Genomic DNA, 13,239 nt, shown 5'->3' with positions numbered 1-13,239 from the left:
GGAAACGAATGGCACTTTGGGATGAAGGCCCACATCGGTGTCGACGCCGATTCGGGGCTGGTGCATACCGTGGTTGGCACGTCGGCCAACGTGTCGGATGTGTCGCAGGCCCATGCCCTGCTGCACGGACATGAGCAAGAAGCGTTCGGCGACGCGGGCTACATCGGCGTGGACAAACGCGACGAAATGAAGGGCAAGCCGGTGAAGTGGCGCGTGGCGGCCAAGCGCGGAAAGATCAAGGCGATGCAGGACGGTCCGCTGAAGGACCTGGTGGTTGCGGTCGAGCGAACCAAGGCGCAGATTCGCGCGCGGGTCGAGCATCCGTTTCATATTGTCAAGAACCTGTTCCATCATCGCAAGGTGCGCTACAAGGGGCTGGCCAAGAACACGGCGCAACTGTTCAGTCTGTTCGCCTTGGCGAACCTGGTGATTGCGCGAAATCTATTGCAGCCGGTTCATGGGGGCAATCCGTCAAGTGTGTGAAAGATGCGATAAGTGAGGCTCGCTCCAGAGCCAAATTCACCGAAACCGATCCTCATTTACTTCGTCATCCAGAAAAATTCCGCGCCATCCCATCTGCAAGCTCGGCAGCCCGGTCAATTAATCAGCGTTTCCCTAAATGTATAGCCCAGAAAGTCGAAGCTCGTTTCGGCGTAGTTCCCTCGCCGATCAGCATCCTTGCAGTAGACCACTCGGGTCTTCAGCGGATGCAACTCCAATCCACATTGCGCGAACCGCCGGCCCAAAGCATCAATTAGTGATTCGGCCTGCGATTGACTACGACAGTGGCACACAACATCATCGGCATACCGTTCAAAGGGTACCTGGTCAAACTGACGCTGCATCCACATATCAAAGGCGTAGTGCAGGAATAGATTGGCCAACAGCGGGCTAATGACGCCGCCCTGCGGCGTCCCTCGCGTTCGCGCCAACATTGTTCCATCCAGCATTTTGCACTGGCGCCTTCAGCCAGCGTTCGATGTACATCACGACCCAGCGGGTCCTGAGTGTGATGTCGCACTGCCTTTAGCAACAAGGCGTGGTCGATGTTATCAAAGAAGCCTTTGATGTCAATTTCCACAGCCCATGCAAACTTCCAACAGCGCTTCCTCGCCTGCGCAATTGCATGGTGTGCGGATTTTCCCGGTCGATAGCCGTACGAGTCTTCATGGAACAGGGGTTCCAGAACAGGCTCAAGAACTTGCTTGACCACCATCTGAGCGATTCTGTCCGACACGGTGGGTATACCGAGCGGGCGCACTCCGCCATCAGATTTGGGAATTTCCACACGCCGAACCGCCGGCGGCATATAGCTTCCAGAGGCAAGCCTGTTCCACAGCTTGTAGAGATTGTCCACGACGTTCTCGTCAAACTCGGTCAAGGTCTGCCCGTCAACTCCTGCCGCTCCACGATTTGCTTTAACCCGTTTATAGGCTTCCCATACCTGGCGTTTGCGTTTGGGAAGCGGCTTTGCAGACGACGCAGCAGTCCTCCCGCTGACGTCGCCGCCCGCGGTTGCTGCCTCGTCATCAGCACAATGGGGCAAGCCCTTCGCTCCAGATCCATTACGATCCTTCAACACTACTACGGCTTGCTCCGCCCCTGTACTCCGCATTGGTACTCTCGCGCTCATGGGGCCTCCACTTGCGCTTCTCCCTTGACATCGGAGTGACAGGTTCCCACGTTCCCCACAAGAGCCTGGATCGACTTCACGCCGCTTTCATGCCGGATGCCGCGCAGGCAGTAAGCAGGTCGCCCCCTGCGCTTATCCCATGGGAACGACTCCACCATGGTTTCGACATCGTGTATACGCTTTCGACACATCATCAACGGTTCACTTTCGTTCGTCTCTTCGATCCGTACCTGATCGGGTCTAGCCCGACCTTTTCCCATCTCGCTCACCACCACGTCTCTTTAACGCAGCAGCAGTGGGTGGTTTGGTGCCTGCGCCTGTACGCCGACACCGAGGGGCCATCCCTCATCTCTCATGCAGCATGGCGCTCCGAGAGTTCCCCCTCGTCACGCCTTCGTGGCACACAGTCATCGGCGTAGCGAACGACGTTGAGTTGGGCCTTGCTGCGTGCCGCCGCGGTGAGATTACGCTCGGTCATCAGAGCATCGAGCACGACGAGCAGACTGAGATCGAGGCCCTTGAAACGCATGATCCCAACTTATCCATAGTGTGGATGCGTTCCATCAAAACAATCGATTTTACGAAATGTACGGCATGGAGGATAGTGTTCCTGGTAAATCCATTTCAATTTCGCAAACCTGCTGGCGCCTTCGTCGTGCCGGGGTAGCGGATGAAGTGTGTCGTAGAACTGAGCGAAGCCGAGGAAATGACGTTGCAGCAGTTGTCGATCAATCACATGCATCGGGACTCGCGCACGCGAGCGGCGGCCCTTTCGCCGCTCGGACACAGGATCAAGCGCAAGCTCACCGCCGAGCAACTCGGCGTGAGCGGGCAGTCGATCTGTGACTGGCTCACGCATGGCGCAACAGCGGCGTGTCCGGCCCGATGGGCGGCCATAACGGTGGGCACATGAAGCACCACTGGCGACGCTTCATCACCTGGACGAAGGAAACCGCCGATGCCGAACTCGCTGAACTTTCTCGGCGGATACGGCACCGAATTTCAAGTCAATTTCTCGTGGACGCTCTCATGAATACTGTAGCAAAACGTCGGGCCGGAGAAATAGACTTTGGGCATATCAAGATGGTTGTCGATCTTTGCCCTGACTCCGAGAAAAATCCTCAGGTGTACGCCGAGCATCAACCGAGGCACATGTCCAATGCGGCCACGGTCTTCGGCGGCATGGGCAAGCTGGATCGCGCCGACACGACGCGACAAGCGTCTGGCAGGTCGCGTAGGCGCTTACTACCGGCAAAACTTCGCATAGTTCTCCAAACCCTTTCTATATCGGCCGCTTACCTTCGTACAGTTGATGCAACCCTCGACTTCGGCTGGGCTTCCCAACGAATTGGGAGCAGCCGATTGCAGGTGCCAAATGCTTCAGCGACCCGGCCAAATGGATCTCGTGTCAATCGCGGTCAGATCGTGCGGAAGATGCGGGGGAAGTCTTTGGTAGATCCGGTGCGAAAGGCACGCGCACTCGATGTAATCTCCATCGTGGAAGAGGTTCAATCGGTCCGTGAAGCGTTGACGGAAATACTCTTTTCTTCGGGCTTCATCGCAGAACTGTTCCAGAGTGCAGATGATTTCTTGAAATCGCACCGCTTTCTCAGCAAGTCGTTCGCGTGCGTCAGGTCCGCCCTCAAAGGCCGGACGGCGCATAGGAGGCAGTCGTGAATTTGGCCGTGTCCACAGATAGAGGACCTCTCTCCATGCGCTCTCAGGTGCGGTGGAGGCTGGTTTGGGAAAATGAGTTGCGACTCGCCGACCACATCGAACTGTCCGAGTTCTTCCGAAAGACCTACGGACCGACCGGGGCGTTTAATGCAAAACCATTCGAAGGCAATCACAGTTGGGCTGGTGCGAGGCCAGAGGTCCGTGCAATCGGCTACGACGCGCGCGGCGTAGCGGCTCATATCGGCGCACTGCGTCGTTTCATCAAGGTTGGCGCAGTCGATCTACTAGTGGCCGAACTAGGATTGTACGCGGTACGTCCGGATCTTGAGGGACTCGGAATCCCTCATTTAATGCGCGTGATGTATCCCGTGTTGCAGGAACTTGACGTTCCATTCGGCTTCGGCACGGTTCGACACGCGTTGCGGCAACACATTGCAAGGCTGCTCGGCCGACCCGGTCTGGCGACTATTGTGTCTGGAGTTCGCGTGAGGTCGACCCTTCGAGAAGTGCATCTCGACACGCCGCCCACGCGCATCGAGGACGTGCTCATTGTCGTCTTACCGATTGGACGGTCAATGAGCGATTGGCCGACCGGAACGATAATTGATCGGAACGGGCCAGAGCTGTGAGGCACTGCTTATCCGAAGCGCGCAGCGAGTGCGCTGACACCAACGGACGTCGCGACGTCTATTTGACGTTTGACGACGGCCCTAATCCATTTTGCACACCGGACGTCCTCGATGTGCTGGCGGAACACCGGGTGCCAGCGACTTTCTGCGTCATCGGCGCGTACGCAGCGGACCAGCCGAAGCTGATCCGACGGATGATCGCAGAAGGGCACGAGGTCGCAAACCACACGATGACTCATCCGGACCTGTCCAGATGCGAACCCACCGAAGTACAACAGGAAATACTAACGGCAAGCAGGGTCATCAGGATGGCGAGCCCCCATGCTTCGCTGCGGTATATGCGTGCCCCGTATGGCATGTGGACCGAAGCAGTGCTCACTACGTCAGCGAGCGCTGGTCTGGCGCCCCTCCACTGGTCGGTAGACCCGCGAGACTGGTCTCGTCCCGGCGTGGACGCGATTGTCAGCGCAGTGCTGGCCTCTGTCCGGCCGGGTGCAATTGTGCTCTTGCACGACGGATGCCCTCCCGATGAGTTGGGACGATGCACTCACGCTAGTCGGCGCGAGCAGACCCTCATGGCGCTTTCCCTCATGATTCCAGCATTGCATGACCGGGGGTTTGCAATCCGATCGCTTCCTCAACCTCACCGGACAAACCAGACACCCTATGAACATGCTTGGCGCAACTAGCACTGTCGCTGTCTCGTCTTATGCGCTCCGCGGTCCTTTTGCTTCTAGATCAGTACGAGACGCAAATTTTTCGCGGGAAGCCGAGCGACTTCGGCGAGGACCGTCATCTCACGATTCTCGTGCTGACGGCAGGTTATCGGACCGAGTACGTTCCGGACGCCATTGCGGCGACAGTCGTTCCGGACAGACTGGGGGTGTATCTGCGTCAACAACTGCGCTGGGCGCGCAGTACTTATCGGGACACGTTGCTTTCGCTGCGCCTGCTGCCCTGTCTAGATCGCTACCTTACGCTGGACGTGATCGGACAGAATCTGGGCTCGCTATTTCTCGCCTTATCGCTTCTAGCGGGGGCTCGCGCAGCTCGCATTGACAGTGACAGTGCCGTGGTGGACTGCCCTGATAATCGCATCATTGACCATGATCCGCTGTAGCGTGGGCATCGGTTCGCGCTCGCCAGATTCGATTTATTGGCTTTTCTCTTCACACACCCATTAACCTCTTTCTCTTGCTCCCCCTGAAAGTCTATGCGCTGTGTACATTGAGCAATAGAGAATCTAGCAGTTGGTTTCTAAAATCCCTTACCGACTAACGATTTGTGCATCCGTCGACTCCGTGAAAATTGGGAGCTACTGAGCCTTACCGCAAGCAGCTCGGCACTCGCCCACCGCCAGATTTTGCACGGACAAGATTCCCCTGTGAAACGTTGCCGCGCGGCAAAGCGTTCGTACCGCATCCGCATATAAACGTCTCAATCTAATGCACCATTACCTTGGGGGCCTGTAGAAATATTCGAAGGACATCACCCTCTTTCTGGCGCCCCACATCAACTCCTACAGGCGATTCCAGATCGGTACGTTCGCGCCGACCAAGGTCGCATGGAGCCAAGACAATCGGACGGTCGGTTTCCGCCTTTACGGCGAAGGCTCGGACGCCGTCCGCGTTGAGTGCCGCATTGGCGGTGCGGATCTGAATCCGTATCTCGCTTTTGCGGCCCTGATCGCGGCCGGTCTTGCGGGCATCGAACGAGCCACCTCCAGCGCTGCCGCATTGTCCGGAACGTAACATTCGCGACACCAACAATCGGACGATGCACCGCCATAACCCGACATTGTGCCGGTCAACATCCCGCAAATTGTGCTCCGACTGTAGATGCTCGCTTGGCACAACGCTTGCGATCCATCGCCGACAACTCAAGAGACCTGACATGCTCAATCCGATCATCAATGACACGACGCTTCGTGACGGCGAGCAGACCGCCGGCGTCGCGTTTCGCACCGAGGAAAAATGCGCGATCGCCGCCGCACTGTCGCAAGCCGGCGTGTCCGAACTCGAAATCGGAATTCCTGCCATGGGCGAAGACGAAATGGCGTGCATCGCTGCAATCGTCGACCTGAACCTCGACGCCCGCCTGATGGTTTGGGGGCGCCTCACGGACGAGGATCTCACCGCGGCATTGCGCTGCGATGCCGATATCGTTCATCTCTCGGTTCCCGTTTCGGATATTCATTTGGAACACAAGCTGCGGCAGTCGCGCAGTTGGGTACTGGCGCAGATCGCACGCGTCGTCGACGAGGCAGCGAAAAACCATCCCAAGATTTCCCTCGGCATGGAAGACGCCTCGCGCGCGGATCCCTCATTTCTCATAGAAGTGGCTCAATGCGCGCAGCAGCACGGGGCCCAGCGCGTGCGCTTTGCCGACACTGTCGGTATCCTGGACCCCTTTAAGACCTTCTACGCCATTGCAGCGCTGCGCGTCGCCGTCGATCTGGAGATCGAAATCCATGCGCACGACGACCTCGGGCTCGCCACAGCCAACACACTGGCCGCCCTTGGGGCCGGCGCGACCCATGCGAGCACCACCGTCAACGGGTTGGGTGAGCGCGCCGGCAATGCAGCGCTGGAAGAAGTCGTGATGGGCGCGCGGCACCTGCTGCGACGAGACACTGGCGTCGACACCAGAGCGCTGCCCGACATTTCGTCGCTGGTCGAACAAGCCTCAGGCCGCGCAGTTTCCTTCAACAAGAGCATCATCGGTAGGAGCATCTTTACTCACGAGTCGGGCATTCACACCGACGGCCTCGCGAAGCACCCCACGACCTACGAGGGATTCGATCCAGCAGAGCTCGGCCGGCAACGGTCGACGATACTCGGGAAACATTCTGGATCTCAAAGTGTGCGTGAGGCCTACGACGCTCTAGGCGTGAGGGTGTCGGAGCGGCTCATCCCGCTCCTGCTTGCGCGCATCCGCTCTTTCGTCACGCAGTACAAGCAGGCGCCGAATGCAAGCGATCTGCGCCGCTTCCTGACCCAAGCCCACAGCACGCGGGTGAAGGTGTCGTGAGTGTGGTTATGGCGGCCAAACTTGTCCAATAGAAGTAACGACATGCAAGAAGTTATCGAACAACTGCGTCACCTGTCGTCGGCCGAGGATTTCCTGCGATTCTTCGACATCGCATTCGACGAGAAGGTAGTGAACGTGAGCCGCCTGCACATTCTCAAGCGCTTCTTTCAGCATATCGAGCAACAGAAAGAACTGCCGCGTAACGGCGCGACGGCCGTGCTCGCCGTCTATCGATGCTTACTGCAGAAGGCCTACAACGACTTCGTTGTATCCACGCCCGCGGAGCAAAAGGTCTTCAAAGCGTCCAGCCTGCGCGACGTGTCGCTGAACCTCGTGCACAAGATATTCGCTCGCCATCCGACATTGGAGGCGGACCTGTTGATGAAGAGGGCCTCATGAACTCGCCCGCTGCCTCGGAAAAGAAGCCGGCCGCGCCGGTCAAACGGGCCGCCGGCCGTAACCTCGATCTGCCCGAACGTCTGAAAGCCTACCAGGTGGTCTGGGTCTTTCTCGAGCACGACCGCGGCCACGTGCATAGCGTGTCATGGGAGCTGCTCGGTGAGGCGCGCAGCCCGCCGACAAACTCGGCAGTCGTGTCGCTGTGGCCGTGCTCGGCGGTACCGACGAGCCGCTTGAGCAGTTTGCCAGTGAGGCGTTCAGTTTCGGCGCGGACAAAGCGTATGTGATTCACGACCCTGTGTCGCTCGGCTATCGCAACGAACCGTTCACGAAGGGGCTGACCGACCCGCTCAACAGGTACCGCTCCGAGATTCTGCTGCTCGGTGCAACCTCGATGGCCCGGGATCCCGCCGGATCTGTCGCAACGACGCTCTTGACCGGCCTCACCGCCGACTGCACTGAGCTGAACATTGACCCGTAGTTGCCGCATTCTGTGCACGGACCATCACAACCTCGAATGGGCGTGTCCGCGCGGCGGGCATCGCATCCAGTTCAGGTTCGCGTAGACAAACACATCCATCGTCACATCGGCTTCCGAGCGCCGCAAAAGCGGCCGGACGCCTCACCACTCACCATATCGGAGAAAATTGATGAATCTCATTACTGGTATCGAATCGACCGATCTCTTCGGCGGCAACGTTCCCTCCCCCGTGCTACAGCTGATCGAGAGAACCCGCGGCGGCAGCAATGACGATGTGGCCGCCGCGTTGTGGACTGCGGTCCTGTCGTACCCACGCTGCCTGCCACCCTACTATCTGCTGTATAAGTTCCATGCGAACCGGGGTGAACTTGGCGAGGCGCAGGAGGTCGCGACCAAGGCTTTGGCGGTCGCCGCCCGGCAGGCGTCGCTCGACAGCGACTGGTGTGCGGTACAGCCGGGCGACACCGACTTCACCATTCCTGGTCCGGGCCGCTTCTGGCTCTTCACACTGAAGGCGCTCGCGTTCATCAGCGTGCGGCGCGGTGAGCGCGCCGTTGCACTGAAGCTGATCGCCAAGCTGCGCAGGCTGGACCCGATCGATTGCATAGGCTTGGACGTCGTGGAAGCCTTGCTCGCACAGTCCGGGTCCCGATAATCGCCGCCGGAAGATCAACTGACAGATCGACAATATGTCCCCGGCTTGGCTATGGCAGAACTCCATTGCAGTTCATGGCGATCGTTTCAGTAGTCAAAGCCGACGCTCACCGCACACTTCGCGCGGGCGCGCAGGCCATGCCGTGGACGTTTTTTCAGCGAGCCGTGGAAACCGGTAGCCCAGCGGTGCCGATAATTCGGCGTACATCCGATAAAGAGACTGCGTCGCAAGCAGGGGTTGCGTTGCAACCAGAGACGCAAATCAAGACAACAACCGGATTGACACACCGCTTGCCAGTCCCGCCGAACCTGCTCGATCAGGCGTTTGCCGTCACCGCGCCGAATGAGGCCTGGTGTGGCGATACACGGTATATCGCCACAAAACCCTCGAAACCCCACAAATCCATGCCGCAAAAACCTTGCTGAAAGATCCCATTTCCTAACTTGGCTGGATTGGTCTTCGCGTGGTCTTAGGCAGAGGAATCATGCGTGACGCCTCCTCCAATATTATCTCCCGCATCCAATTGCTTGCCGGATCACTGTTGTGAAGGGCAGACCATTGGACGGCCTCGGTGAATGCGGGACGTGGCAGCGGAAGTTCGACGATCCGCAGAGGCATCGCTTTTTCGAAATACTTGACCAGCCTTAAGGGCATCGTCCCTATACGGTCAGTGTTTAATAGCATAGGCGGGATCATGCTAAAGCTCGGCACGATGACCTCGTCCCGTCTCTTGAGACCGTGCTGAAGCAAAAACCATTCCTCGATGGAGGGCTGCCGCGCACGCCCGAACTTGACCACAACGTGCCCCATCGACATATATCTCTCGAATGTGAGCTGCCCGGATAGCTGCTGGTTCGTGCGGCAGCCCACGCACACGAGCGTCTCCTCGAACAGCTTCGCTTTAGGGTGCGCGCTCGACATGAAAAATTCCGGCAAGATAAGAAAATCGGCTTCGCCGCGCCGGAGAACCTCATCGGGGTCATCGGCAAGTGGCAGCAATTCGAAACTGACGGCGGGAGCTTCCCGTGCAATACGCTCCACGATCTTTCGAAAAAATACGACTGTCATGAAATCGGAAAGAATGATCCTGAAGCGGCGATCCGATTTGGCTGGGTTGAACACGTCCTGGGAAATAACGGAGAGCTGGATGTGCACCAGAGCCTCCCGGACTGGAGCAGCGAGCCCTTCTGCACGCGGTGTTGGGACAAGTTCCCGGCCCCTCATCGTAAATAGTTCGTCGCAGAAATAGGCGCGTAGCCTGGCGACGGCCGCGCTCATGGCCGGCTGGCTCAGGTTGATGCTGCGTGCCGCCGCGGTCAGGTTACGCTCGGTCATCAGAGCATCGAGCGCGACGAGGAGATTTAGATCGAGGCCCTTGAAACGCATGATCCCAACTTATCCATAGTGTGGATGTGTTCCATCAAGACAAACGATTTTACGAATTGTACGGCATGGAGGATAGTGTTCCTGGTAAATCCGATTGAATTTCGCAAACCTGCTGGCACCTTCGTGGTGCCGGGTAGTGGATGAAGTGTGTCGTAGAACTGAGCAAAGCCGAGGAAATGACGTTGCAGCAGTTGTCGATCAATCACATGCATCGGGAGCCATCCTCCCGAACCCGCCGCATGTTTGGCAACGATTGGGGATTTCCTCGGGGTTCCAGCGCTTCAGCTTTCTGGTCGCGCCATCCTTCGTCGCCAAGAAACGTGACCCTGGACCAAACGGTACAGAATTTTCATGAATTGCGGCGCCATTTTACAGACGGACCCTACGCGAGATTCTTTGGGGCTGGTGACGTCTGACCGGTGTTCACAGCGACGAGCGATACCCTACCTTACTTATGTGGTAGGGGTTCGAGTCTTGCCAATAGGGGCTTCCTACCACGATGAAGGAGAGAAACATGCTGTGCTTAGGAGTGAGCGGCGGGCTAGACAAAGTTCATGAAAATTCACTCGAACTGCCGAACACATTTCTGCACGACGGCGCTGCGGTGCTTGTCCGGGACGGACGCGTAATAGCGGCCGTCGAAGAGGAGCGCCTCAACCGGATCAAGCACTCTAACAAGTTCGCGAGCAGTTCAATTCAATACTGCCTCGCATCCGCAGGGATTCAGCTCAGCGATATCGACCACATCGCGTTTTACGCTACCGAGGCCTATTGCAACGTCATGCTCGAACGCCTGTTCCTGTCCCAGCCGAACATCTCCATTCCGGTGGATGCCAAGCTGTTTCTGCGTAACTTACTAATGCGGGAATTCGGTACCGAGGTCGATCCTTCGCGAGTCTCATTCGTGAGTCACCATCTGGCGCATGCCGTGAGCGCGTTTGCGATGTCTGGATTCGAGCAAAGTCTGATCCTCGCGGTCGATGGCGGCGGTGATTTCCTCTCGGGGCTCTTGGCGCTCGGATCTGGAACCGAAATTACGCAACTCGCGACTTTCGCAGAGCATAATTCTCTAGGGCTGTTTTATCTCGAAACAATCCGGTATCTCGGTTACGGCTTGTTCGACGAATACAAGGTCATGGGGCTTGCACCTTATGGGGATCCCGCTCCCTATCGCGCGCTCTTCGAGCAATTCTATCAACTGTCCGCCAACGGTGAGTACCGCGTCTACCTGGACCGCATCGGTCCGACGTTGCTCCGCAGCATCCAGGTCCGGCGAAAGGGAATGCCATTCACACAGCAGCATCGAGATGTGGGTGCTTCATTGCAGGAAGCGCTTGAGCGCATCGTGTTTCACATTCTCCGCCATCATCGCGAGGTCACCGGTATGAAACGGCTGTGTATAGCCGGAGGAGTAGCTCATAACTGCACCATGAACGGTAAGCTGCTGTATTCGGGACTTTTCGAAGACATCTTCGTGCAGCCCGCAGCGCATGACGCCGGTTGCGCATTAGGCGCTGCCCTTATGATGTCAAACGACTTCGGTCGGCCCGCGCCACGTGAGCGATTGCAGGAGGTTTATTGGGGGCCGGATCTGGGGAGCGATCTGGTCGTGGAGCAAGAATTGAATGCGTGGGCCGGACACCTCCACGTTGAACGCAGTGATGACGTGGCAGGCAGAGCAGCGGACTGGATGGCCAATGGCGCCGTGATCGGCTGGGTGCAGGGTCGTTCGGAGTTCGGGCCACGCGCGCTTGGCAACCGCAGCATTCTTGCCGATCCCAGGCCGGTGGCAAACAAGGACCGGATCAACGCCATGGTCAAAAAGCGTGAGGGTTACCGACCGTTCGCGCCATCAGTGCTCGAGGACGATGCGCGCGAATTTTTTGACCTCCCAGAGGGCACCCGCGAATTCCCTTTTATGAATTTTGTAGTTCGCGTGCGCGACTCCAAGCGTGCCTTGCTCGGCGCCATCACGCACATTGACGGTACAGCGCGGCTGCAAACAGTATCGCGCAAGACCAATCCCGCCTACTGGGAGGTTATTAATGCGTTCAAGAAGCGGACAGGAATCCCAATTCTGCTCAATACTTCCTTTAATAACAACGCTGAGCCGATCGTAGATTCGGTTGCAGACGCAATTGCCACATTTCTGACGACAGAGCTGGATGGACTTGTGGTCGGGCCGTTCCTCGTCAAAAAGCGGCTCGCAACGCAGGAACATTGGACTGCGCTCGCGGTTTCACTGCCGCCCTATGCATCGCTCTATCGGGTCCGCGCTCACACAGCGCGGGATCGTCAGGAGACGGTGTGCGAAATTCGCACCGGCGGCTCCAACTGTGACAGTGTCCGTATTTCACATGAGTTGTTCGATCTGCTGATGCGGATCGAAGGCGAAGCCGTGCTCGGACATCTTCTCGATTCAATTACGCCTGAGCAGACTCAACGGGAAGCCCTCGTCGAGGAGCTGCGCGGATTGTGGGAACAGCGTCGGGTTCGGCTACATCCCTCACGGGCGTTGTCACGGTAACGACGCGCCTCCAATGAGTTGCTGAAGGTCTGAAGCTAGGTAACAGCACTCGCGAGCTATTTTTCTAGAACGTTAAACAATAGCGTTTGGCCGCCGTGCAGTTCTTGTACCAACATGCCGGTGTCCAACGGAGCACCAGTCCCGGCCCAAGGTCCGGACACATGCAGCGGCGCACCACAAAGGTAGGCGGAATTGACACATCAAACGAACTTCGAATTGCTGCGTCGGGAATTGGACGCAGACGATCCATGGCGGCTCGATAGCAATCCCTTTGAGCACGAGCGCCACAGGCAAATGCTTCGGATGGCACTTTCGCAGGGATCCGTCACAAATGCGCTCGAAGTCGGATGCGCAGGCGGAGCCTTCACGGAAAAATTGGCACCGCACTGCCAACGGCTCACCGTGATCGATATCGTGCCACACGCAATTGCCAGGACACGCGAACGGATGATGGACCCACCACACATCAATTGGATCGTCTCCGATGTCCAGCATTTTTCGACTGAGCAACAGTTCGATCTGGTCGTGGTGGCGGAGGTTCTCTATTACCTCGACGGCAGCGCCGAGGTGCGTGCGGCTGTCCGCAATTTAGCACGGATGCTTGCGCCCGGAGGACAGCTGGTTTTCGGATCGGCACATGACGCCAATTGCCGGCGATGGGGCCACATTGCCGGAGCCGAGACGGTCATAGCCATCCTGGAAGAAGAGCTGGTTGAAATCGATCGTTTGAGGTGCGTCGGTCAGTCGTTGAATGAAGACTGTCTGCTCGCCTGTTTTCGAAACGCCGCTTCGCCTTCGTGTGGACCAACTTACCAGCCTTAG

At 57.8% G+C, this 13,239-nt stretch carries 15 protein-coding genes and 3 pseudogenes; 14 read left to right on the top strand and 4 right to left on the bottom strand.

Features of this window, described 5'->3' with window-relative positions; translation table 11 throughout:
* Positions 1-483 (top strand): IS5 family transposase (locus F6X37_RS15665; protein ID WP_187611950.1); only part of this gene is annotated, 483 nt, incomplete at its 5' end.
* A 113-nt stretch (positions 484-596) separates the two neighbouring features.
* Here F6X37_RS15665 and F6X37_RS36910 read toward each other — a convergent pair.
* From F6X37_RS36910 to F6X37_RS15655, 3 genes and pseudogenes are all read right to left on the bottom strand, one after another.
* Complete coding sequence (locus F6X37_RS36910; protein ID WP_262419932.1) at positions 597-950, bottom strand: reverse transcriptase domain-containing protein; 354 nt, start codon at positions 948-950, stop codon at positions 597-599.
* Positions 951-1,048: 98 nt separating this feature from the next.
* Positions 1,049-1,309: pseudogene (locus F6X37_RS36905) on the bottom strand (reverse transcriptase domain-containing protein); the annotation flags it as partial.
* Positions 1,310-1,985: 676 nt separating this feature from the next.
* A complete protein-coding gene (locus F6X37_RS15655) occupies positions 1,986-2,162 on the bottom strand; it encodes a hypothetical protein (RefSeq protein ID WP_187611963.1) in 177 nt (58 codons plus the stop codon).
* A 141-nt stretch (positions 2,163-2,303) separates the two neighbouring features.
* Here F6X37_RS15655 and F6X37_RS15650 point away from each other — a divergent pair, with 141 nt between their 5' ends.
* The 11 genes and pseudogenes from F6X37_RS15650 to F6X37_RS36900 form a co-directional block, all read left to right on the top strand.
* On the top strand, positions 2,304-2,546 hold the full coding sequence (locus F6X37_RS15650; RefSeq protein ID WP_184010439.1) for a hypothetical protein: 243 nt from the start codon (positions 2,304-2,306) through the stop codon (positions 2,544-2,546).
* Positions 2,543-3,310 (top strand): hypothetical protein, encoded by a 768-nt coding sequence (locus F6X37_RS15645; protein WP_187611949.1) that lies wholly within the window; start codon positions 2,543-2,545, stop codon positions 3,308-3,310. The genes F6X37_RS15650 and F6X37_RS15645 overlap by 4 nt, the downstream gene beginning before the upstream one ends.
* Positions 3,311-3,345: 35 nt before the next feature.
* Positions 3,346-3,939: a NodA family N-acyltransferase gene (locus F6X37_RS15640; protein ID WP_187611948.1), complete on the top strand. Its 594-nt coding sequence runs from the start codon at positions 3,346-3,348 to the stop codon at positions 3,937-3,939.
* Positions 3,936-4,628 carry a chitooligosaccharide deacetylase NodB gene (gene nodB, locus F6X37_RS15635; RefSeq protein ID WP_187611947.1) on the top strand — a complete coding sequence of 231 codons (693 nt, stop codon included), beginning with the start codon at positions 3,936-3,938 and terminating at the stop codon, positions 4,626-4,628. The genes F6X37_RS15640 and nodB overlap by 4 nt, the downstream gene beginning before the upstream one ends.
* Positions 4,616-5,059: a glycosyltransferase family 2 protein gene (locus F6X37_RS15630; protein WP_260321328.1), complete on the top strand. Its 444-nt coding sequence runs from the start codon at positions 4,616-4,618 to the stop codon at positions 5,057-5,059. The genes nodB and F6X37_RS15630 overlap by 13 nt, the downstream gene beginning before the upstream one ends.
* A 367-nt stretch (positions 5,060-5,426) precedes the next feature.
* Positions 5,427-5,690, top strand: a complete 264-nt coding sequence (locus F6X37_RS15625; protein ID WP_316251976.1) for a hypothetical protein — start codon at positions 5,427-5,429, stop codon at positions 5,688-5,690.
* Between the two features lie 142 nt (positions 5,691-5,832).
* Positions 5,833-6,969 carry a homocitrate synthase gene (nifV, locus tag F6X37_RS15620; RefSeq protein WP_187611946.1) on the top strand — a complete coding sequence of 379 codons (1,137 nt, stop codon included), beginning with the start codon at positions 5,833-5,835 and terminating at the stop codon, positions 6,967-6,969.
* 42 nt (positions 6,970-7,011) lie between these two features.
* Positions 7,012-7,368 (top strand): nitrogenase-stabilizing/protective protein NifW, encoded by a 357-nt coding sequence (nifW, locus tag F6X37_RS15615; protein ID WP_262419931.1) that lies wholly within the window; start codon positions 7,012-7,014, stop codon positions 7,366-7,368.
* A pseudogene (locus tag F6X37_RS15610) lies at positions 7,365-7,846 on the top strand (electron transfer flavoprotein subunit alpha/FixB family protein); the annotation flags it as partial. The gene nifW and the pseudogene F6X37_RS15610, both read left to right, overlap by 4 nt.
* A gap of 172 nt (positions 7,847-8,018) precedes the next feature.
* Positions 8,019-8,504 carry a hypothetical protein gene (locus tag F6X37_RS15605; RefSeq protein WP_184063013.1) on the top strand — a complete coding sequence of 162 codons (486 nt, stop codon included), beginning with the start codon at positions 8,019-8,021 and terminating at the stop codon, positions 8,502-8,504.
* 198 nt (positions 8,505-8,702) lie between these two features.
* Positions 8,703-8,884, top strand: a pseudogene (locus tag F6X37_RS36900) (IS3 family transposase); the annotation flags it as partial.
* A gap of 58 nt (positions 8,885-8,942) precedes the next feature.
* Here the strand turns inward: F6X37_RS36900 and F6X37_RS15600 are convergent.
* Entirely contained in the window at positions 8,943-9,890 is a 948-nt protein-coding gene (locus F6X37_RS15600; protein WP_187611945.1) for a LysR family transcriptional regulator, read from the bottom strand.
* Positions 9,891-10,404: 514 nt separating this feature from the next.
* Here F6X37_RS15600 and F6X37_RS15590 point away from each other — a divergent pair.
* Both F6X37_RS15590 and nodS read left to right on the top strand, forming a co-directional pair.
* Positions 10,405-12,417, top strand: a complete 2,013-nt coding sequence (locus F6X37_RS15590) for a carbamoyltransferase (RefSeq protein ID WP_187611944.1) — start codon at positions 10,405-10,407, stop codon at positions 12,415-12,417.
* 192 nt (positions 12,418-12,609) lie between these two features.
* Entirely contained in the window at positions 12,610-13,239 is a 630-nt protein-coding gene (gene nodS / locus F6X37_RS15585; RefSeq protein WP_187611943.1) for a nodulation methyltransferase NodS, read from the top strand.

It is taken from the genome of Paraburkholderia sp. 31.1 (assembly GCF_014397645.1).
GTDB lineage: Bacteria > Pseudomonadota > Gammaproteobacteria > Burkholderiales > Burkholderiaceae > Paraburkholderia > Paraburkholderia tuberum.
This window is presented reverse-complemented; position numbering and strand designations above follow the sequence as displayed.

Excerpts from the sequence above, each read along its gene's own strand:
- F6X37_RS36910 (WP_262419932.1), bottom strand. The coding sequence starts at position 950 with ATGCTGGATGGAACAATGTTGGCGCGAACGCGAGGGACGCCGCAGGGC.
- F6X37_RS15655 (WP_187611963.1), bottom strand. The coding sequence starts at position 2,162 with ATGCGTTTCAAGGGCCTCGATCTCAGTCTGCTCGTCGTGCTCGATGCT.
- F6X37_RS15650 (WP_184010439.1), top strand. The coding sequence starts at position 2,304 with ATGAAGTGTGTCGTAGAACTGAGCGAAGCCGAGGAAATGACGTTGCAG.
- F6X37_RS15645 (WP_187611949.1), top strand. The coding sequence starts at position 2,543 with ATGAAGCACCACTGGCGACGCTTCATCACCTGGACGAAGGAAACCGCC.
- F6X37_RS15640 (WP_187611948.1), top strand. The coding sequence starts at position 3,346 with ATGCGCTCTCAGGTGCGGTGGAGGCTGGTTTGGGAAAATGAGTTGCGA.
- nifV (WP_187611946.1), top strand. The coding sequence starts at position 5,833 with ATGCTCAATCCGATCATCAATGACACGACGCTTCGTGACGGCGAGCAG.
- nifW (WP_262419931.1), top strand. The coding sequence starts at position 7,012 with ATGCAAGAAGTTATCGAACAACTGCGTCACCTGTCGTCGGCCGAGGAT.
- F6X37_RS15605 (WP_184063013.1), top strand. The coding sequence starts at position 8,019 with ATGAATCTCATTACTGGTATCGAATCGACCGATCTCTTCGGCGGCAAC.
- F6X37_RS15600 (WP_187611945.1), bottom strand. The coding sequence starts at position 9,890 with ATGCGTTTCAAGGGCCTCGATCTAAATCTCCTCGTCGCGCTCGATGCT.
- F6X37_RS15590 (WP_187611944.1), top strand. The coding sequence starts at position 10,405 with ATGCTGTGCTTAGGAGTGAGCGGCGGGCTAGACAAAGTTCATGAAAAT.